The sequence below is a fragment of the Pseudoalteromonas sp. Angola-7 genome, assembly GCF_028599255.1.
GTDB classification, from domain to species: Bacteria; Pseudomonadota; Gammaproteobacteria; order Enterobacterales; family Alteromonadaceae; genus Pseudoalteromonas; species Pseudoalteromonas atlantica.
In genome coordinates, this window is the sequence record NZ_JAQREL010000013.1 from 79038 (window position 1) to 100865 (window position 21828).

The 21828-nt window shown below is 42.9% G+C and carries 16 protein-coding genes; 9 read left to right on the top strand and 7 right to left on the bottom strand.

The features are described from left to right. Nucleotides 1–2: 2 nt before the first annotated feature. The 7 genes from PSH50_RS16065 to PSH50_RS16095 all read left to right on the top strand — a co-directional run bounded on the left by PSH50_RS16065 (nucleotide 3) and on the right by PSH50_RS16095 (nucleotide 11100). Entirely contained in the window at nucleotides 3–392 is a 390-nt protein-coding gene (locus tag PSH50_RS16065; protein ID WP_024032015.1) for a thioesterase family protein, read from the top strand. Between the two features lie 181 nt (nucleotides 393–573). Next, a complete protein-coding gene (locus tag PSH50_RS16070; protein ID WP_273609834.1) occupies nucleotides 574–1554 on the top strand; it encodes an aldose epimerase family protein in 981 nt (326 codons plus the stop codon). A 186-nt stretch (nucleotides 1555–1740) separates the two neighbouring features. Further along, nucleotides 1741–4488, top strand: a complete 2748-nt coding sequence (locus PSH50_RS16075) for a TonB-dependent receptor (RefSeq protein WP_273587789.1) — start codon at nucleotides 1741–1743, stop codon at nucleotides 4486–4488. Between the two features lie 173 nt (nucleotides 4489–4661). Then, the gene (locus PSH50_RS16080; RefSeq protein WP_273609835.1) at nucleotides 4662–6188 is read left to right on the top strand and encodes a tryptophan halogenase family protein; all 1527 of its coding nucleotides are present in this window, start codon (nucleotides 4662–4664) and stop codon (nucleotides 6186–6188) included. A 12-nt stretch (nucleotides 6189–6200) separates the two neighbouring features. After that, nucleotides 6201–6962 (top strand): SapC family protein, encoded by a 762-nt coding sequence (locus PSH50_RS16085; RefSeq protein WP_273587788.1) that lies wholly within the window; start codon nucleotides 6201–6203, stop codon nucleotides 6960–6962. 81 nt (nucleotides 6963–7043) lie between these two features. Next, on the top strand, nucleotides 7044–8522 hold the full coding sequence (locus tag PSH50_RS16090; RefSeq protein ID WP_024032020.1) for an SLC5 family protein: 1479 nt from the start codon (nucleotides 7044–7046) through the stop codon (nucleotides 8520–8522). Nucleotides 8523–8967: 445 nt separating this feature from the next. Then, nucleotides 8968–11100, top strand: a complete 2133-nt coding sequence (locus PSH50_RS16095; protein ID WP_273587787.1) for an alpha-galactosidase — start codon at nucleotides 8968–8970, stop codon at nucleotides 11098–11100. A 63-nt stretch (nucleotides 11101–11163) separates the two neighbouring features. Here the strand turns inward: PSH50_RS16095 and PSH50_RS16100 are convergent, their stop codons facing one another. After that, entirely contained in the window at nucleotides 11164–11865 is a 702-nt protein-coding gene (locus PSH50_RS16100) for a FadR/GntR family transcriptional regulator (RefSeq protein ID WP_004588172.1), read from the bottom strand. Between the two features lie 178 nt (nucleotides 11866–12043). Here PSH50_RS16100 and PSH50_RS16105 point away from each other — a divergent pair, with 178 nt between their 5' ends. Continuing rightward, entirely contained in the window at nucleotides 12044–12802 is a 759-nt protein-coding gene (locus PSH50_RS16105; RefSeq protein ID WP_024032022.1) for an SDR family NAD(P)-dependent oxidoreductase, read from the top strand. Nucleotide 12803: 1 nt separating this feature from the next. Continuing rightward, a complete protein-coding gene (locus PSH50_RS16110; protein WP_039972272.1) occupies nucleotides 12804–13760 on the top strand; it encodes a 2-dehydro-3-deoxygalactonokinase in 957 nt (318 codons plus the stop codon). A gap of 71 nt (nucleotides 13761–13831) precedes the next feature. Here PSH50_RS16110 and glpD read toward each other — a convergent pair whose 3' ends face one another. The 6 genes from glpD to PSH50_RS16140 form a co-directional block, all read right to left on the bottom strand. Then, entirely contained in the window at nucleotides 13832–15337 is a 1506-nt protein-coding gene (gene glpD / locus PSH50_RS16115; protein ID WP_004588174.1) for a glycerol-3-phosphate dehydrogenase, read from the bottom strand. Between the two features lie 200 nt (nucleotides 15338–15537). Further along, nucleotides 15538–17040, bottom strand: a complete 1503-nt coding sequence (gene glpK, locus PSH50_RS16120) for a glycerol kinase GlpK (protein WP_273587786.1) — start codon at nucleotides 17038–17040, stop codon at nucleotides 15538–15540. Between the two features lie 205 nt (nucleotides 17041–17245). Further along, nucleotides 17246–18574, bottom strand: coding sequence for a dienelactone hydrolase family protein (locus tag PSH50_RS16125; protein ID WP_273587785.1), 1329 nt, complete (start codon nucleotides 18572–18574; stop codon nucleotides 17246–17248). Nucleotides 18575–18603: 29 nt separating this feature from the next. Beyond that, nucleotides 18604–19605 carry a Gfo/Idh/MocA family protein gene (locus PSH50_RS16130; protein ID WP_273587784.1) on the bottom strand — a complete coding sequence of 334 codons (1002 nt, stop codon included), beginning with the start codon at nucleotides 19603–19605 and terminating at the stop codon, nucleotides 18604–18606. Between the two features lie 19 nt (nucleotides 19606–19624). Beyond that, a complete protein-coding gene (gene galK / locus PSH50_RS16135) occupies nucleotides 19625–20773 on the bottom strand; it encodes a galactokinase (RefSeq protein ID WP_024032028.1) in 1149 nt (382 codons plus the stop codon). Further along, nucleotides 20763–21827 carry a UDP-glucose--hexose-1-phosphate uridylyltransferase gene (locus PSH50_RS16140; RefSeq protein WP_273587783.1) on the bottom strand — a complete coding sequence of 355 codons (1065 nt, stop codon included), beginning with the start codon at nucleotides 21825–21827 and terminating at the stop codon, nucleotides 20763–20765. The genes galK and PSH50_RS16140 overlap by 11 nt, the downstream gene beginning before the upstream one ends. Between the last annotated feature and the right edge of the window lies 1 nt (nucleotide 21828).

Below are 21828 nucleotides of genomic sequence, written 5' to 3' on the forward strand. Positions count from 1 at the left end.
TTATGTTTATTGAAAAAGTGATGCCGCGCTTTAGCGAAACAGATGCACTCGGACACATCAACAATACCGTACTACCTGTGTGGTTTGAAGCCGCACGCGTCCCTATTTTTAAATTTTTTACCCCCGATCTAAACCCACACGACTGGAAACTGATCATTGCTAAAATAGAAGCATCGTTTGTAGGGGAATTATTTTATGCTCACGAAGTGACGATTAAAACAGCTGTTGAGCATGTAGGAAATAGCTCTTTTACCATTAAGCAAGAGGCGTGGCAGCAAGGTAAATGCTGTGTTGTGGGTAAAACTGTATTAGTGCGTTATAACTTTAAAAACAAAGCTAAACAAAATTTAAGCGAAGCAGAAGTCGCAGCACTCAGCGAACACCTAGTTTAACTAGGTGCATTTACTCCAAGCAACGAGGAGCGTTGATGTAAACCACAAGCGACAGCTGTGAATTTTTATAGCGTTATTTTAACGCATTTTGATTGAGTTACGCTTCTCACTTATATACTATTTATATTATATATTGTTACACCGCTATGACAGGTACTGTTGAGCTGGTAGTTTATGGAGAATGAATGTGGCATCTACAACTGGCAATAAACCGTTAGAGGTAATAACGCTTAGCGATGGTAAAAGCTTAACTGCAGAAATATTGCCATTTGGCGCTATTATCAAAAGTATAAAGTTTAATAACCAAGAGATGACACTGTGCGTTAACGAACCTGCTTATTATTTAGAAAACCCATTTTATTTAGGGGCAACAGTCGGGCGCTACGCAAATCGTATTGAAAACGGACGTTTTGTATTATCAGGCACAGAGTACCAACTTAAAGCAAATAATGGCCCAAATAGCTTACACGGCGGCGAAAAAGGCTTTAATAAAGTACTGTGGCAAGTCACTAAACAAAGCAATAATGAAGTGGAGCTCTATTACTGCTCGGCAGATGGAGAAGAAGGCTTTCCTGGGCAGTTACAAGTTTGGCAAACAATCATTGCACGCAATGGCGAGCTAATCCTCAGTTACAAAGCCATTACTGATAAAGAAACCCTCGTTAACTTTACCAACCACTGCTATTTTAATCTTGAAGGCAGTGAGAGCATTAATAATCACCTGCTGCAAATAAATACCGCAACGTATTTACCTATCGATAGTAACAGTATACCGCTTGCCCATCATGAAGATGGCTCGGGCAGCTGCTTTGATTTTACTCACCCTAAGCCCATTGGCGATGCACTGTGCGCACAGCATGCACAACTTGATGCCGGTAGTGGCTTTGATCATTGCTATATTTTTAGTGATGACAATCGTTTAAAAACAATGGCTACATTAACCTCGCCACACACGGGCGTTAATTTAACCCTTAAAAGTACCCAACCTGGTATGCAGCTTTATACGGCAAATTTTGTAGGTTCTCCTTTTAAAGCACGCCAAGCGGTGTGTTTAGAAGCTCAAAACTGGCCCAATGCAGCAAATAGAAGCGATTATCCAAAAGCTAATTTATTGCCGGATGAAGAATATAATCAGCAAATAATTTTTGTGTTTTCGCAATAACGTACTAATTCCACTGTTAAATTAAAGAAAACAAAAAGAAAAATACACGTAACAAAAAGATAGCCATAATTAAGGAAAAGGTTGCACTCTTGCTCAATTTAAAGTATTTATATTATAAATAGTATTTGAAGCTATACACACCACACAACGACAAAATGACTACACACAATCAGGAGTTTTTAAAAAATGATAATTAACAATAAGTTATCGTTCAACAAGAAAACCGCACTCAGTATTGCTATTACAGGCATATTGGCAAGCGGCCACGTTGCAGCTCAAGGCGCTGAAGGCGACACACCGACAGTAGTAGATAAAGATGTTGAGGTTATCGCAGTAACGGGTATTCGCAGCAGCTTACGTTCATCAATGTTAGATAAAAAAGCATCTAATGTTGTAACCGATGGGATTAAAGCAGAAGATCTTGGTAAATTTCCTGATTTAAACGTAGCAGAGTCTCTGCAACGTATTACAGGTGTAGCCATTGACCGTAGTGGCGGTGAAGGGCAAGCAGTAACAATTCGTGGTTTTGGTCCACAATTTAACACGGTACTTGTAAATGGTCGTCAAATTGCGACTGACAGTGCAGGGCGTGAATTTAATTTTGATGTATTAGCGGCAGACCAAATCACCGGCGCTGATATTTATAAAAGTAACAGTGCAACGCTTCAAGAAGGCGGCATTGGTGGTACGGTTAACGTAACCACAGCTCGTCCATTCGATTTTGGTGGCTTACATGTGATTGGTTCAGTAAAAGGTATGTACGAAAGCCTTTCTGAAGAAGTATCGCCATCGGCTTCATTTTTAGTAAGTAATACGTTTAACGACGACAAGCTCGGTGTGCTTTTTGCCATCACTAACCAACAACGTAAGCTGCAAAATAACCAAATTTTAACGGCTGGTTGGCGCGGTGGACAAACTATTTCAAATCCACAAGATGGCGTATTGTACGACAATGCATACATCCCACGTAACTGGGACCAAGTTGTAGATGAGCAAGACCGTGAACGTACTAATGCAAGTTTAGTATTACAATATGCACCGTCTGACGATATTACTATTACCGTAGATGGTTTAATTTCAAAATTTGAAGTGGACTCATCAGTACGCGATTTAGCTTCTTGGTTTGAACCAGACCGCGTAGGTAGCGCAACAATCGATCCAGAAACGGGTACCTTGCTTACCTTTACGCAAGAAGTAGGTTTAGGTAACGCCAGTGGCAACCCTGCAACCGACTTTGTATCACACACACGTAACTCGCGTGATGTAACTAACAAAGCATTTGGTATTAACGTTGACTGGCAAGTAAACGAGTCATTAAAAGCAAAATTTGACGTATCTCGCTCAACAGCTGAAAACGACCGTGCTGGTAATGACCGCTTTAACGTAGTGGGTATTATTAACAGCTACAGCTTTGACGGCACCGGTAGCGTTCCTACCGTACAGCATGATGGTTTTGAAAATGGCTCGCTGCCAGATGCAAGCCTTGCGCGTCTTCACTACAACGAAATTGGTAACCAGTTTACAGATGAAGATGAAATTACCGAAATCAAAGCTGATTTTGAATACGTACCAGATAAAGGCCCAGTTGATCGCATTAACTTTGGTGCTTATCGTCAAGAACGTGAAAAATCAAGCTTCCAAATTTTTGGTAGCCAATGTCAATTTTGTGGTTACGGCACTGAAGCACCACTTGATGAAATTGATTTTGAAGCTTACTCAGCAAGTAACTACTTCCCAGGTTTAATCGATACATTTTATAGCTACGACGGCGACAAAATGCTTGATTACCTTGCTGACCAAGGTTTCCCTGTAGAGCCAACACTACAAAATAACCGTTACACAATTAATGAAGATATCACTAGCCTTTACATGGACTTTACCATTGGTTTTGACCTAGCTGATATGCCAGTTACGGTTAACATGGGCGCACGTTACTCAGAAACTGATATTGAAGTAGCGGCTGTACAAAGCTTTATCAGCGATGTTATTCCTACCTCTGATGCCACTTTATTCCAAAACGTATTTGGCCCGGCAACAGACATTCAAGAAGGGACGAGCTACTCAAACTTACTTCCTTCTTTTAACGTTAAGCTTGAACTGCAAGACAACATGATTTTACGCTTTGCAGCGTACGACAGTATTACTCGTCCTACTATGTCACAGTTATCACCTGCGACCACGTTTAACGAGCCTCGTCGTCAAAACTTAACAGCAAGTGGTGGTAACCCTGCACTTAAGCCATTCCAATCTGAAAACTGGGATATCTCTTACGAGTGGTACTACAACGACGCTAACTTATTTAGCTTTGCCGTATTTAGTAAAGAAGTGGATGACTTTATTGTTACCCTAACCGGCGACGAAACATTCGACATGACTGACCGTACAGGCCCTGATTTTGCGTGTACAACCTGTACTGATCAAACCGATGCCGAACTTAACGGTAGCTCAGAAGTTTACACTGTAAGCCGCCCGCAAAATGGCGAGTCTGCAACGGTAACGGGTTACGAAATCGGTGTAACTCATATGTTTGAAAACGGCTTTGGTTTTATTGCTAATGCCACGGTAGTAGATAGCGACATTAGTGTTGATGGCGATACAAGCCAAACATTTGCGCTTGAAGGGTTAGGTGATTCACAAAACTTAGTGCTGTTTTACGAGCAAGATAACTGGCAGGCACGTGTTGCATTTAACAACCGTGAGGGCTTTTTACGCTTAGTTGATAACGGCTTTAACGGCGAACCAGTGAACGTAGAAACGTACGGTCAATGGGATATTAGTGCAAGCTACGATATCAACGAAAACTTCACTATTTTTGCCGAAGGCATCAACATTACTGAAGAAGAGCTAGTGCAAACGGGCCGTTTTGCTAATCAAATCTACTCTGTAGAAGATAATGGCTCACGTTACGCGTTTGGTATTCGCGGTACGTTTTAATTGATAGCAGAGGCAGCGATTGCCTCTTAGTTTTCATTGCAGTGCATTATAAGTACTGTTACTAATAAAGTTAGTAGCTAATTTGCACAAAATGAGACTAATTTAAACAAATGCCCGAAAGGGCATTTGTTGTCTAACCGGTTATCAATAAAGTACTCAAAGAGTAGTCCGTTATGAATAAAGCAATAAAAACAATCGCCGTAATTGGTGGCGGCACAGCAGGATGGCTGAGCGCTGCAATTATCGCTTCGTATCACCAAGGTAATAAGGGTGATGGCTTAAAAGTGATGTTGGTAGAATCATCTGATATTCCAACAATTGGTGTAGGTGAAGGTACCTGGCCCACTATGAAAAACACGCTTCAGCAAATTGGTTTGCGGGAAGTGGATGTATTTAAAGCCTGTAATGCCACCTTTAAACAAGGCGGTAAATTTGTAAACTGGACGCATGGCAACAACGATTTTTACTACCATCCCTTTACGGTACCGCTAGGCTACGGCCGTATAGATTTAGCCCCCTATTTAGATAATGTTGAAAGCTTTGCTCAGCAAACTAATTTTCAGCACGATATTTGCGAAGCAAACCTAGCCCCGAGAGGCATTGCGCAAGGCGAGTATCAAGCAAATTGTAATTACGCATACCATTTAGATGCCGGTGCCTTTGCTGAGCTATTAAAGCAACATTGTAAGAGCAAACTCGGCATTGAGCACATTATTGGCACCGTTGATCAGGTAAAGCTTGATGAAAGCGGGGCTATAGACACCCTTACCTTAACCGATCAAACCCGCACCATAAACGCTGATTTATACATAGACTGCACGGGTTTTTCATCGCTGTTACTAGGCCAAGCCCTTAACGTGCCATTTAAAAAAATGGATCACGTATTATTTAACGACAGCGCCCTAGCTATGCAAGTCCCCTACGACGAAGGTGATGAGTCACTGGCCAGTCATACCATTGCCACCGCACAAAATGCTGGGTGGATTTGGGATATAGGCCTAACGCATCGCCGTGGTGTAGGGCATGTATATTCAAGCAAGTTTTTATCAGATGAAGAAGCCGAGCAAAACTTACGTAACTATTTAGGTGATGCCGCTAAAGGCTTAACTGCCCGAAAAATAAGTTTTGAGTCAGGCTATCGCGAAAAATTTTGGCACAAAAACTGTGTTGCAGTGGGAATGTCGGCAGGTTTTGTAGAGCCCCTTGAGGCAACCGCCATTATGTTGGTTGAAATTTCGTCTCGCTTTGTTGCAGAGCATATGCCAGCCGATACCCAAGTAATGTCCATTGTTGCAAAGCGCTTTAATGAGCAAATGGATTATCGCTGGCAGCGTATTATCGACTTTTTAAAACTACATTACATGTTAACTAAGCGCCCAGAGCCTTATTGGCAAGCGCACGTACAACCGCAAAGCATTCCGCAAAGTTTACAAGAAGATTTACTGCTTTGGGGGACGCGTGGCCCACTTATTCAAGATTTTCATGGCGCATTAGAGTTATTTCCTGCCGCCAGTTACCAGTATGTTTTATACGGTATGGGCTTTAAGCCCGACTTTACTAAGCAAGCGTATTTGTACTCAAACGATGCGCAAGCAAATCAAATAATTGAACGTAACAGCCAGCTTACACAGCAGATGTTGCAAACGTTGCCGCCTCACCGTGCTTATATTGAACAGTGGCTTGCGGCTAACCCAGTTTAAGGATGTGTAACTATGGCAATTAGTGAACTATCAAATACTCAACACCAAGCAATAAAAATTAACCCTAATGCGGGTGTTGAATACGCAAAAACACAGCATTTAGTTAATCTACGTGCAAACGAAGTAGCAAAAGCGGCCTGCGATTTACCTATTTTTTTAGCGCGTAACGCACACAACGGCAGCTACACCATTTCGGGTTTAACCAGCTTTAGTGCTCAGCAAAGTTTATTTGTGAGTAACAATCAATGGCAAGCGCTGTACACGCCTGTGTGCATGCAAACCCAGCCGCTTTATTTACTCACTCGTGAGGCAAATAGCAGTGATTACTTTATTGCTATTGATGAGCAAAGCTCAGCCGTTAATACCCAGCAAGGCGAGCCGTTATTTGATGCCAAAGGCAACCCAAGCCTGTATTTAAGTACGCAGCAAAAGCTACTAGAAAGCGATTTAAAAAATGATTACCAAACGTACCAATTTACCCAAGAAATTGCCCGCTTAGGGCTTATTAAAAACATAGATATTGTTTTGCAGTTTGAACAAGGCGAGGCGCAAACTATTCAAGGTTTGAGCACTGTTGATGAAGATAAACTGCAAACTTTAGACAGCGATACCATTGCCAATTTACACAAACAAGGTTACCTGAGCGTACTTAACAGCATGCTTATTTCGTTGTTTCAGTTAAATGCGTTAGTAAAGCGTCACAACCAGCATCCTGAACTTATGCCATTAAAGCAAATTAAGTTAGAACTAAGTCGAGATGCACACGCACTGTAAGGTGCAATTTATTAATTAGCCTTTATAGGTTAATACGTTCACATAGATAGACATTGCGTTTAACGCGCTGGAGACACACACATGTCAGACAACATTTTGCAGTTGGTGGTTTTTTTCTTTGTAACCGCTTTAATTGGTGGACTTACATATTGGAAGTGCCGAGGCCAAAACCGTAATAGTGGTGATAATCAAACAAAAGAGTATTTTTTAGCGGGCGGTGGCCTTACTTGGATGTTTGTAGCAGGCTCAATTACGCTCACAAATTTAAGTACCGACCAGCTGGTGGGCATGAATGGCAATCAAATGGCCCTGCTTGTGTGGTGGGAATTGGCGGCTATTTTAGGGCTTATTATTTTAGCCAAAGTATTTATTCCTGTTTATTACAAGTACAACTGTACAACCACCACGGAGCTGTTAGAAAAACGCTACAACAACAAGCACATTCGCGCTGTTATTGGTGGCTTATTCTTTTTAGGTAATGCGCTAATTTACATGCCTGCGGTTATTTATTCTGGTGCGCTATTTATGCAAACCATGTTTAAAGTTGATATTCCGCTAATGTACATAGCGACCGCATTCGCTTTAGTAGGCGCTATTTATGCATTTTTTGGTGGCTTACGAGCGGTTGCCGTATCCGATACCTACAATGGTTTATTAGTGTTAGGTATGGCAATACTGGTCGTATTTTTAGCGCTTAACGCGATTGATTACGACTTTAGCGGTATTCCACAAGAGCGCTTAACATTAATTGGTGACGCTGACTCGCCAATCCCTTGGCCTACGCTTTTAACCGGTATGATCTTTATTCAAATGTATTACTGGGGTACTAACCAAACCATTACCCAGCGTGCAATGGCTGCGCCAAACGTTAAAGAAGCACAAAAAGGGATATTTGCAGCAGCAGGTATTCGCTTTTTAATTGTACCGGCGATTGTGGTGCTACCGGGTATTATTTCGTACAAATTGTATGGCGACATTGGCGATGCAGCTTATGGTCGAATTGTAGGTGATGTAATGCCTGCATGGTTAACAGGTGTATTTGCCGCAGCAATGGCGGCAGCAGTGCTTTCTACTTATAACAGCTTGTTAAACTCGGCTACGGCACTTTACGTGTGTGATATTCACGAAGCTTACTTTAATAAAGAGCCAAGTGTAGTAAAGCTAAGTGGTTACGTTACGTTGTTACTTACTAGCTTAACGCTTGTGCTTGTGCCAATTTATCAGCAAGCCGACAGCATTATTAACTTACTACAACAGTTAAACGGCTTATTAAGTATGCCTATATTCTCAATTTTTGTAGTGGGCTTATTGTTTAAAAATGTGGATGCGCGTGCAGGTATTGCCGCGGTAATTTTAGGCGTGGTTATGTATGGCATGCTGACGTTTGAAAATTCGCCGCTACATACTGAACTACACTATATTCACTTAATGCCAATTACACTTATTGTATGTGTAGCCTTTGCGTTAATCGTTAATAAAGTAGTGTTTGGTTTAAATGCACAGTGGGCAGGCAAAACACCTGCTATTGAAGATACGCCACCAGTGCACGCACCAAAATAACCAGCAATAAAAAGTTAAGTCACTTTTTATTAGCCAGTTAACACATTACTAAATCGGCCTAAGGTAACTTAGGCCGATTTTTATTTATTCAATTAACCGACACTGCAGATAACACCCATGAGCAATAATACTTAATCATTTTGCGTGGCTAAACGTGTGACTACCTGCTGGGGTTTTGCAGGCTACCCCAGACTAAAAGCCCACTAAATATAATATTGCTCAAGGTGGTATTAAATTTTTTATCCGCTGTTTGAGTTAATTACTGGTATAGCCAGTAATAATATTGGCTAAATTACACCGTAAACACTATCTAAAAGTAATTTGTATGATATATACTATTATTTTAAAATCACTGACTGCAATTTGATGCAGTAAGCGGCGAGTAAGCACACATATAATGTACTCGCGTATTAAACTCATCTTCATTAAAGAGGACAGGAGAATCATGGCTGATATTAAACCATTCTTTCGATTAGACAGCGCAAACAGCACCGTTATTTTCGACTGCCAGAGCAAAACCCCAGCGTTACTTTATTTTGGTAAGCGCCTATCTGAGCAAACAACTGAAACAATGCTAACTCAGCTTGCGACTCGTCAGGAAGTAAAATGTGCCGTGGTTGAAGAAGCACCTATTTCTCTTTCTCCGCTATTAGGTGAAGGCTTTACAGGCGCGCCAGGGCTAGAGCTGTCAAACGACACCATAGCTTGGTCAGTTGGGCCTGCTCTTCAAGATGTTCGTCAGCCAACCCCTTCTAGTTTAGAATTTGTAAGTGTTGATGAGCTGCGTGGTATTGAAGTAGTGCACAGCATCACACTTGATAGCAACACCGATGTGCTAAGTGCGCATACCGTATTAACTAATTTAAGTGATGCACCGCTAAGCGTTAATTTTTGCGCCGCACCCACGTTCCAACTACCCGATAGCATGAACAAGCTAGTGAGCTTTGAAGGACGTTGGTCTAACGAGTTTCAACGCCAATCGGTTGATTTAGTATTAGGCAGCTTTGTACGCGAAAACCGCAAAGGTAAAACATCGCACGACGTATTCCCTGGTTTATTAGTTCATAGCGAAGGCGCAGGCGAGCAACAAGGCGAGTGTTATGGCTTTCATTTAGGTTGGAGCGGTAACAACAAGCTACGCGCTGAGCTACTACCAGAAGGGCGCCGTTATGTGCAAATGGGTGAGTTATTATTACCGGGCGAGCTAACCCTTGCTAAAGGCCAAACGTATCAAAGCCCAAGTATTTATGGCTCGTTTTCGAGCGATGGCTTTAGTGCACTGTCGCGTAATTTTCATCGTTTTGTTAAAGCTAACTTACTTAGCCAGGCGCAGCGCGAAAAAACACGCCCAGTGCATTACAACACATGGGAAGGTATTTACTTCGATCACGATGTAGATACGCTAAAGCAGTTAGCCGATAAAGTAGCGCCATTAGGTATTGAGCGTTTTGTACTGGACGACGGTTGGTTTAAAGGTCGCCGTGGTGATTATGCAGGCCTAGGTGATTGGACCGTAGATTACGAAATTTACCCAGACGGCCTATCGCCAGTGATTGACCATGTAAGCAGCTTAGGTATGGAGTTTGGTATTTGGTTTGAACCTGAAATGGTAAACCCAGATAGTGACTTATACCGCGCTCATCCTGATTGGGTATTAGGCTCAGAAAATAACGAGCAACTTAGCTTTAGAAACCAGCTAGTGCTTGATTTAACGCGCACTGAGGTTGTTGAATACCTATACAAAGCGATTGATGACATTTTAGTTGAATACCCAACAATTAAGTACATTAAATGGGATATGAACCGCGATATAAACCACGCGGGTAACTTCTCAGGCAAGCCTGCGGTGCATCAGCAAACACTGGCACTGTATCGCTTAATCGACCGTATTAAAGCGGCGCATCCTGGCCTTGAAATAGAAAGCTGTTCGTCAGGTGGTGCCCGTGTAGATTATGGTGTTCTTGCACACACAGACCGTGTATGGACGTCAGATTCTAACGATGCACTTGACCGTCTTGAAATTCAACGCGGCTGTTCGTTCTTCTTCCCATCGTCGGTTATGGGTGCACACGTAGGCCCTCGTGATTGTCATATCACAGGTCGTAATGTCAGTATTGAAATGCGTGCTGCGGTATCTATGTTTGGCCATATGGGTATTGAAATGGACCCACGCGAGCTGACCGATCACGAATACAATGCGCTTAAAGCGGCTATTGCGCTGCACAAAGAGCACCGTGAATTTATTCATGCTGCCGATTTGTACCGCCTCGATAGCGACGATTTATCAATTAACTTTGGTTTAATCGACGAGCAAAAATCAAAAGCGTTATTTGCGTATAACAGTGTACGCGAAACACCGCGTACTGCGCCTAATAAGCTTCGTTTTGTTGGTTTAGATGCAGATACGCAGTACACACTTAATTTAGTGTGGCCTGTTAAATTTGAAGAATACCGACCTTCGTCTATTGCCGCCGTTAACGGGCAAACCTTTACGGGTGAAGCGTTGATGGAATTTGGCCTACAAATGCCAATTTCATTCCCGCAAACATCGCTTATTTTTGAGCTTAACAAAGCTTAAAATATAGCAAGCAGTAAAAAGGGAGCTAATTAGCTCCCTTTTTTAATAATGTTTTTTAAGCTATTAGTCGAGTTTAGACTCAATCAACTCAAGCGCTTCTTCTAAAATGGTTTCTACTGCTTTTTTAGCGCGCTCTGGATTGCGCGATTTAATCGTATCTAAAATATCAGCATGCTTTGCAACGTCGGCCCCTGGCACACCTTTAATGTGGTTGGTGTAACGAATACTTACGCGCAGCGCGGTGCTAATAAATTCAGTGAGCTGTACAAAAAAGCGGTTATTACTGGCTACTAAAATACTGGTATGAAAGGCAATATCGGCTTCAAGCGGATCGTCTAAGCCTTGGTCTGCATCGGCCATGCGGGCAAGTGCGTTGTCTATTTCAGCAAGTTGTTCGGCGCTGGCATTTTCAGCTGCTAGGGCAGCGGCTTGTGGCTCAAGTGCGACACGTACTTGCGTAAACTCTTTTAATAAAGAAAGCGACGGTTTACTGCTTAAAATCCAGCGCAGTACATCTGTGTCAAACATATTCCAGCTACTTTCTGGCAGTACGCGGATCCCTTGCTTAGGGCGAGAAGATATTAAGCCCTTAGCAGAGAGCATTTTTACAGCTTCGCGTGTTGCACTGCGGCTCACATCGTATTTTACGCATAGGTCAGCTTCTGAGGGCAGGCCTTCGTTAACAGGGTAAACGCCACGCACAATTGCAAAGCCTAAATCATGGGTTAATTGTTGTGTTAAATTTTGACGAGGTTGGCTTTTCATTGAGCGTTATCCGAATGAGTTATTGCTTTATTATATATCATATATCATATTAATGTACGAAAGGATATGTTATAAACTTTGTTAAAGGCAAGTATTTTAACACAGCTGTAACAGTAATCCTCTTTAGCAAATAATTATAAATATTAAGAGGGGCAGTCTGTATTATGGAGAAACGCATTTGAATAATCACGCTCACTACCCCAGTATTTCTGGCAAAGTTGTTTTTATTACCGGGGGCGCTTCAGGCATTGGCCGTGCAATGGTAAAGGCGTTCGCCGCTCAAGCTGCCAAAATTGCCTTTATAGATATTAATAACGAGGCTGCCCAATCTCTTATAGCCTCACTGCCTAATGCTAAATTATGGTTTAGGCAGGTTGATGTAACCGACTCAAATGCTTTACAGCAATCTTTGGTAGATGCATGTGCTGAACTAGGCGCTATTAATGTACTGGTAAACAATGTAGCCAATGACCGCCGCCAAGCCAGTGAAGACGTTACAGTACAAGATTGGGATCAATGCCTACAAATTAACTTAAATCCGGCGTTTTTTGCCTCGCAAGTCGCTATGTCTTTTATGAAAAGCGAAGGCGCGGGGAGCATTATTAATTTTAGCTCTATCAATGCCATCATGGGGCAGCCACAAATGGCGGGTTATGTAACGGCAAAGGCCGGTTTAATCGGCATGACTAAAGCACTGGCACGCGATTATGGTGAGTTTGGTATTCGGGTGAATGCTATTTTACCGGGTTGGGTTGCCACCGACCGCCAATTAGCCAGTTGGTTTACCGAGCAAGAGCAAGTGAAGTGGATGGAAGCCATGGCACTTAAAAAGTTAGTAACCCCTGAAGATGTAGCTAATTTGGCACTTTTTTTAGCTGCCGACGAAAGCAGTATGATCACCGGCCAAGGTATTAAAATTGACGGTGGGAGGCTCTAAGTTGCAGCACTTAAACCTTTTTATAGCCGTAGATTGGGGCACGAGTCATTTACGCGCCTATTTATGCAGCGTAAATACCACAGGGCAATTAACTTTAATTGCTCAGCGCGACGGCCCAGGTGTGATTAGAGATAAACAAAACTTTGAACATACTTTAATTGGTGTCGTTGCACCATGGACCAGCGAATACGGCGTTTTACCTATTTATATGGCAGGGCAAATCACCTCAAGTATTGGCTGGAAAGAAACCCCTTATTTAGCGTGCCCCATAAACCCCGAAAGCCTGCTTAGTGGCGCAATTAATTTTGATTGTGCAGGTAATAAAGTCAGTGCTTTGCCTGGTACAAAATGCACATTACAAAACAATTTATTTGATGTAATGCGCGGCGAAGAGCTGCAAATTTTAGGTTTTTTAAAGCAAAATCCGGCCTATCAGCACGGCAACGTACTCATTTGTTTACCCGGTACCCATACTAAATGGGTGCTGTTAAAAGATGGCCAAATTATCTGTTTTAAAACCGCAATGACCGGCGAATTATACGACTTGCTATGTCATCAAAGTGTACTTATTCCTAACGACTGTGAAGCAGGGGAATTTGATTGGCATGCATTTGAGCAAGGCTGTGAACTCACGTTAGGCAGTGACAGCGGTAATTTGGCGCACGGTATTTTTAGTGTCCGTACGCGCCAGCTTTCAAAAGAGTTAACACCAGTGCAAGCCAAGGCATACTTGTCGGGCGTGCTTATTGGTAGCGATGTACGCGCTGCACGCCATGCCAGTGAGTGGCAATTAGTGAATAATTCTAAAGTAGTGGTTATTGGCACAGAGCAACTAAATACCTGCTTTACCCATGCGTTAAATTGCATTGGTGTGCAATGTTTAGAGTTTGACGTGAAAGAGGCTACGTTAAGTGGTTTTAACTACTTATTTAATAGTAATAAAACCAAGCAAACATAAAAAAGCCCCCAATATTGATTGTGCAATTATTGGGGGCTAGTTCTTAAATTAAGTAAGAGTTAAAGCTGCTGTTAAGCTGTTTTAGCCGCTTGGCTTTGCGTAATATAATGATTAAGCGTTGCCACTTGTGCTTCATTAAAGCGCAGCCCTAGTTTACTTCTGCGCCATAAAATATTGTAAGCGTTACCTGCCCACTCTTCATTTAGTAAGTAATCGACTTCTGCTGCAAATAAGCCATGACCGAAGTCTTGGCCTAAATCACTGAGCTGGGTTGCACTGCCTAATATTAGCTTTGCACGAGTCCCGTAGGTACGTACAAAGCGTTTAAGAGTGATTTCTGGTAACCAACTATAAGTTGCTTTAAGCTCATTGGTCAGCGCTTCTACGGAGCTAAAATCGCCACCAGGTAAGGCGCTGTGTTTGGTCCACGCTTCACTCATTTGCGGGTAAAATTCTTCAAGTTTATTTACCGCAGCTTCGGCAAGTTTACGGTAGGTGGTAATTTTGCCACCAAACACACTTAACAGTGGTGTGTGTTTGCCTTCACTTGAAAGCTCTAACTTGTAATCACGCGTTACTTTTTGTGCATTCACTGATTCGTCATCAAGCAGTGGGCGCACACCCGAAAAGGTATGCACTATGTCTTCGCGTTTAATGTGGTTTTTAAAGTAGCTGTTAGTAATATCGATTAAGTAATCGATTTCTTCATCACTAATTTTTACATCTTGCGCTGCGCCTTTGTGTTCAACATCGGTGGTGCCTACTAGCGAGTAGTCATCTTCAAACGGTATAACAAACACAATGCGCTGATCTTTATTTTGTAAAATGTAGGCTTGTTTTTCATCGTGAATACGCGGCACCACAATATGGCTGCCTTTAACAAGGCGAATATTTTGTGGTGACTTTTCTATCAGTGCTTCGTCAAATAATTTTGCAACCCACGGGCCTGCTGCATTAACAATACCTTTGGCTTTAATAGTTTGTTGTGCCTTAGTTTGTTGTTGCTCAAGCGTTACCTGCCATTGGTTATCGATGCGTTTTGCACTTACGCACTTGGTTTGCGTAGCAATGGTCGCGCCTTTGTTTTGGGCAGCTAAGGCGTTTAAAATTACCAAACGTGAATCATCAACCCAGCCATCTGAGTATTCAAACCCTTTGGTAATTGAAGGTTCTAATACGCTGTTTTCACCAAACTTAATGCCACGCGAGCCAGCAAGTGTTTCGCGCTTAGCTAGGTTGTCGTACATAAATAAGCCAATGCGGATCATCCATGCTGGGCGTAGGTGCGATTGGTGCGGTAGCCTAAAGGTAAGCGGCCACATAATATGCGGGGCATTTTTAAGCAGCACTTCGCGCTCAGCCAAGGCTTCTTTTACTAATCTAAATTCGTAATGTTCAAGGTAGCGTAAACCGCCGTGGATCAGCTTAGAACTATTTGAAGACGTTGCACTGGCAAGGTCTGATTGTTCACACAATAGAACTTTTAATCCTCTGCCTGCTGCATCAGCTGCTATTCCAGTGCCGTTTACACCGCCACCGACGACGAGTAGGTCGTATTCGTTATCTGCTAATTCCACCGAGCTAACCTTTTTATTTGTAATATAAATAAGACATATAGCATCATAAAGCTGTGGCTCTTATTTGACAATAGATAACCGCGCTTTTTGCTTGTTAATTTTTAATCCTGATCTTTTAAAACATACAGCGTACAACGCGCCATTTAAGCGCTGTTGCCGGTGTTTTGTAAGCCGCTAATTTTAATTAGCGGCTAGGCGTATTACGCTTGTTTGCTATCGTCACTAGAGAGACAAACTTGCGCTACACAGTGCTGCCACTTTGCGTATAAATCGTTACGTTCGTCAGCGCTCATTGTTGGCTCAAAGCGACGGTCGCAGGTCCACATTTTTGCTAATTGCTCAGTTGACTCATACACACCGGTTTGTAAGCCTGCTAAGTATGCTACGCCTAAAGAGGTGGTTTCGGTCACTGTTGGGCGCTCTACCGTTGCGCCTAAAATGTTTGATAAAAAGGTCAGTACCCAGTTATTTTTAACCATACCGCCATCTACCCGTAACACGCTTGGGCGTAAGCCATCACGCTCCATTGCTTTTTGTAAGTCTTTGGTTTGATACCCAACCGATTGCAGCGCAGCAGCAACAATGGTGCTAATGCCCGAGTCGCGGGTTAAACCTAAAATAGCGCCACGTGCATTTGGGTCCCAGTAGGGCGCGCCTAAACCTGTAAACGAAGGCACTAAAAATACCCCATGATCAAGCGGCACATCTTTTACTAACGATTCGCTCTCTCCGGCATGGCTTAATAGTTTTAAGCCTTCAACAATCCACTGCATCGTGGCGCCTGCCATAAAAATGCTGCCTTCAATGGCATATGTTGGTTTGCCATTTAGCCTATAAGCCACGGTGGTTAGTAAGCGGTTTTCAGAGGTAAGTGCTTTTTCGCCGGTATTCAGCATTAAAAAACAGCCCGTACCGTAAGTACTTTTTGCCATACCTTGCTCAAAACATGCATGTCCTACAAGGGCTGCTTGCTGATCGCCGGCAATACCACATACGCGTATTGGTGCGCCAAAAATATCATCGCAGGTTGAGCCAAATTCGTCGGCTGAGTCCATCACTTGGGGCAGCATAGATTCAGGAATTTCGAATAAATCGAGTAGTTCTTGATCCCATTGCTGAGTATGAATATTAAATAACATAGTGCGTGATGCATTGGTGGCGTCAGTGCGGTGCTCTTTACCACCGGTTAACTGCCATAGTAAGTAGGTATCAACGGTACCAAACGCCAGTTCACCTGCAAGGGCTTGTTCGCGTGCGCCTTCAACGTTGTCTAAAATCCAGCGCACTTTAGTGGCCGAAAAATACGGGTCTAGCAGTAAGCCGGTTTTATCGCTTATGGTTTGGCAAAGCTCGTCAGTGCTTAGGCTTTCGCAGTAATCGCTGGTGCGGCGGTCTTGCCACACAATGGCGTTATAAATAGGTTTGCCGGTTTTTTTGTTCCACACTAAAGTGGTTTCACGTTGGTTGGTGATACCAATGGCAATAATTTCTTCAGGCTTAACGTTTTTATCTGCTAATACTTCGCGGCTGGTACTTAGCACGGTTTGCCAAATATCGTTAGGGTCGTGTTCTACCCAACCATTTTGTGGAAAATGCTGCGAAAATTCTTGTTGTGCTGAGCCAAAAACGTCTGCATCTTTTGTAAACAAGATGGCCCGAGAGCTTGTGGTTCCTTGATCAATTGAGAGTATGTATTTTGACATGATATTTGTGTTATTTATCTTATCTTATATATGACTAGATTGCCTTTAACTTACATTAATGGCAATGATTTTTTCTTAAAATAGCCGTTTAAAAAATAAGCACGCTGTTTTTATTTGCTAACTCTTTTAAATAACAGGTGTTTTATAGCAGCATTATTTTAAGTGCGTATGCGGCTAAATATAAAAATAGCCGCCAAAGTTTGTGTTACTTGGTGCGCGGTTTAGCTTGTTGCCAATCCATACCAGTAGAAAAACGATTATCAAACCCATGCCATGCTGGTAGTGGCTTACCATTAACCACAGCTTGGTCGCCATTTTGTGGTAAGTCTAGGTATTCACATTGGCTGGTAATGCCTTTTACGTGGCAGTCCATCATAGCAAGTACAAAGTGTTTGTTGGTCTCGTTTAGGGTGCGCATTGACCACGATGGCTCGTAGTAATGGCCTATATCTAATTCGCTGCTACGTTTGGCAATAGCAGGAGCAGGGTGCGGCGCAATATTATGGCGCGCATTTTTGTAAGTAAGCAGGTACTTGTCGGGGCTGCCCGTTTGGTTATATAGGTTTTTAATGCCTTCATAACCGGATATATCATCTAAGCTACCCGCTACATAAAGCGAAGGCACTTTAATGTTTTGCATAGCACTGGCATTAAATAAGTTATGTTGCCCGCCCCAAGGCGCAAAGGCCACCATGGCTTTAATGCGTGTATCTACTTGTGGGTTTTTATATTGCCCACCCGCACAGCTATTAAGTAATTGCTGCACTTGTTTAGTTTGCGCCGAATCTTTTATACCGGTAAACATTGCAGTGGTTTGCTCGTTAAAGTCATAACAGCCACCAATTGTATTAACCGCGCCAAAACCACCCATAGAGTAACCAATTATGCCTGCGCTTTTGTTATCTACTTGCTTGCTGGCAAAGTTGTTTTGTTCGTTAAAGTAGTTAAGTACAAATTGTTGATCGCGTGAGCGGTTTATAAGGGTACTAAAAAAGCCCGAAAACGGCGCATTTTTAAAATCAACATCTGCATTGGTTGAGTCGGTATGATCTATGGCTGCCACAATGTACCCATGCGATGCTAAATGTTCGCCCAAGTAATACATAATTGTACGATAGCCGGTATAACCGTGTGAGAGCACAATAACAGGGTAGTGCTCTTTGTTATTAATGGCTACATCGTGCATGGCATCGGCTTGTAAGGTAAACGCTTTACCTGTACGGGTTATGTCGCTGTAGCTGGTTAAGGGTACGTTTGCACTGTCTGCTGCTGGGTACCACACTTCTACTTTTAAAGGGCGATCTTTTTCCCCTTGGGTTGCAGGGTCAAACTGCGCGGGATTTATTAAATCAAGCGTTTGTACGCCAACGCTGTAACTACCTTTAGCAGCAAGTTCAGGAAGTACTTCGCTGGTTAAAGGTGGGTAGAGTTGCTCTGGCGTTGTTTGATCTGCAAAAACAGTACTTGCTGTTAAGCAGCCCGTTGCTAGCAGCAAGGCTTTTGAAAGCGCCTTTAACGTGTGTGTGGTTGTCATTGTGTATCCTTGTTGTGTATTTTTTATTATTAATCTAGCTGATGGGCTTCAACGCTATCGCTGTATTTAAGCTGCCACTGCGCCCGAAGCGTATCCATTATGTGCATTACCCGCAGGCTTGTGCTGAGCGGTAATACATTGCTTTGTGTTTGTTGTTGTAAAATACATTCGCTAACGTGAGCAATTTCAAATTTAAAGTTTTCATCGTCATTAAAGCTAAAATCAAACTGCTGCACTTGCTGGGTGTTTAAATGAAGCTCTAGCGACTGTGCACCAACAAATTCAGCAATGCGAATATACCCATGCTCCCCTAAAATACAGGCTTCGGTAGGGCCATTTTGTTGTAACGCGCTACTAAGCTGCGCAAATTGCCCTTGGCCGTAATTTATAAGGGTTACACTGCGCTCATCTACGCCGGTCGTGCTTTTGTGTACTAATGATTTAATTTGTTCAGGGGCTTTATTAAATACCACATCGGCAATTGATATAGGGTAAATACCTAAATCAAGCAATGCGCCACCTGCAGTCGCAGGGTTCATTAAACGGTGTGAGTCAGCAAAGTTGCCCGCTAGGCTAAAGTTGGCATTAACACTGTGTACTTTGCCTATTACGCCCTCGCTTAATAACTGCTGCAGTTTTACTATGGCAGGTAAAAAGCGCATCCATACACCTTCCATTAAAAAGCAGTTTTGTTGCTCGGCTAACTGGCTAAGGGTTATGAGTTGCTGTGCATTAACAGTAATGGGCTTTTCGCTGAGTACATGCTTATCGTGCACTAAGCATTGCGCAATAGTTTTAAAGTGTTGCTCGTGGGTATTAGCAATATATATGGCGTCAATGTGTGGGCATTGCATAAGGGCCTGGTAGCTCTCATAGCCTTTAACTGAATAGTGTGTGGCAAATTCTTTTGCGCGTTGCTCGCTGGTCGATGCAGCGCCAATAAGCTGTGCATTAGCGCAATGCGCAATGCTTTTAGCAAAGGTGTGAGCAATATTGCCACACCCAATAATACCCCAATTAACCTTTGCCATGCTTATTCCTTAATGATGTTTAAAAAGACGTAATTTGTAATCCTGAACCTGCTGAACATACGTAAATGTCGGCATTTAAATTAAAACGTTCAAAGTAGTGCTGCTCAACCGCTGCTTTGATAAGTGGTACTTCTGCATCACGGCATAAACACACAATCGCACCGCCAAAACCGCCACCGGTCATACGTACTGCACCGCGTTCGCCCATCGCTTCTTTACAAATTTCTACTAGGCCGTCGGTTGCTGGTACGGTTACTTCAAAGTAATGCTTAAGCGATTGGTGCGATGCCGCCATTAGCTCGCGCAGCGTATCAATGTCGTTATTTTGCAGCGCTTTAGTTGCTGCAATTACACGCTCGTTTTCGCTAATTACATGGTGTGCACGTTTGTATTCGTTTTCGCTTAGTGCATCTTTAGTTGCTTCAAGCGTGTCCATGGTGGCTTTACGAAGCGTGGCTACATTCATTTTTGCAGCTGCTTGCTCACAGTCAACACGACGTTGGTTGTACTCGCTATCTACCAATTTACGTGGGTAGTTAGAGTTAACAATAACAATGTTTAAATCATCGGGTACTTTTACTGATTCAGTTGCTAGGTTTTCACAGTCAATTAAAAGCGCATGGCCGTTTTCGCCTTTTGCCGAAATAAGCTGATCCATAATGCCCGATTGGCAATGCATAAAGTCGTTTTCGGCTTCTTGGCCTAGTAAGGCAATTTTTTCTTCGCTTAAACCAAGCTGTGCAATATGGTTAAACATACCACCAATGGCCACTTCTAATGCCGCCGATGAAGATAAGCCACTGCCTTGCGGTAAGTTACTGTCAATAAGTAAATCGGCGCCGCGTAAAGTATGGCCCGCGCGCTTTAAAACAAATGACACGGCACGGATATAGTTACCCCATTGCGATTGTCCTTCGCTGATGTCTTCATCAACACTAAAGCTGTCTTTTTCGCCTGGGTAATTTAACGAATGCACAGTAATGATGTTGTCGTCGCGCTCTTTAAACATAACTTGAGTACGAAACTCTAACGAGCACGGAAATACAAAGCCGTCGTTATAATCGGTAAATTCGCCAATTAGGTTTACACGCCCAGGAGCTGCAGCAATACCTTGAGCAGGCGCACCGTACAGTGATAAAAATTGTTGTTGAAAATCGTTAAGCGTCATCTGTGTGTCCTGCTGTTTTTTTGTAGTGTGTGGTACTGGCTGCTTGTAAAATAGAGGCAGCTGTTTCTGCGCTTAAATCGCGCTGGCTTTCGCCTAGCATTTCGTAGCCAACCATGTGTTTTTTAACGGTGGCAGAGCGAAGTAGCGGCGGGTAAAAATGGGCATGTAAGCGCCAATGTTGCTCATCTGAGCCACGATTAGCCGGTGCATTGTGCCATCCCATAGAATACGGGAAGCTACAATTAAATACGTTGTCGTATTTAGTGGTTAATACTTTAAGCGCGTGTGCTAAGGCGTCTGTTTGCGCATCGTTTAGCTGGCTAAAGTTTTGAATGTTATCTTTAGTTACAAGCAGTGTTTCAAACGGCCACGCTGCCCAAAAAGGCACTACAACAAGCCAGTGCTCGTTTTCAAATACGACGCGGGTTTTATCTGCTTGCTCTTTTTGCACGTAATCGGCAAGCATCGCGCTGCCATGCTTTTTATAATAAGCAAGCTGCTGCGTATCTTCGGCTTCTATTTCGGTTGATAAGTGCGAATGCGCCCATACTTGGCCATGTGGATGAGGTTGCGAGCAACCCATGATCTCGCCTTTATTTTCAAATACCTGAACACATTCATAGTGTTGTGCAAGTTCTGTGTAGTTGTCTTTCCAGGTTTTTACTACTTCGTGTAGGGCATCGTGCTCAAGCTCTGGCAGTGTTTTGTTATGCTCTGGCGAAAAACAAATTACACGGCATTCGCCGCTTGCTTCATCAGCAATAAATAAGTCGCTGTCTGAGTCCAAGCTTTGCGATTGCTCGCTCTCATTAGGGGTAAGTGCGCCAAAGTCATTTCTAAATACATGGGTGTATTTGTAATCTGGGTTGCTGTCGCCATTTGCACGGGTGTTGCTTGGGCAAAGTGGGCAGCTTTCATCGTGTTTTGGTAGTACGCTCTCGTTTACTGCTTCTGTAGCGCCTAACCACGGGCGGTTATTACGATGCGGTGATACTAATACCCAGCGTCCCGTTAGCGGGTTTTTACGTCTGTGAGTACTTTCTAATAAAGCCATG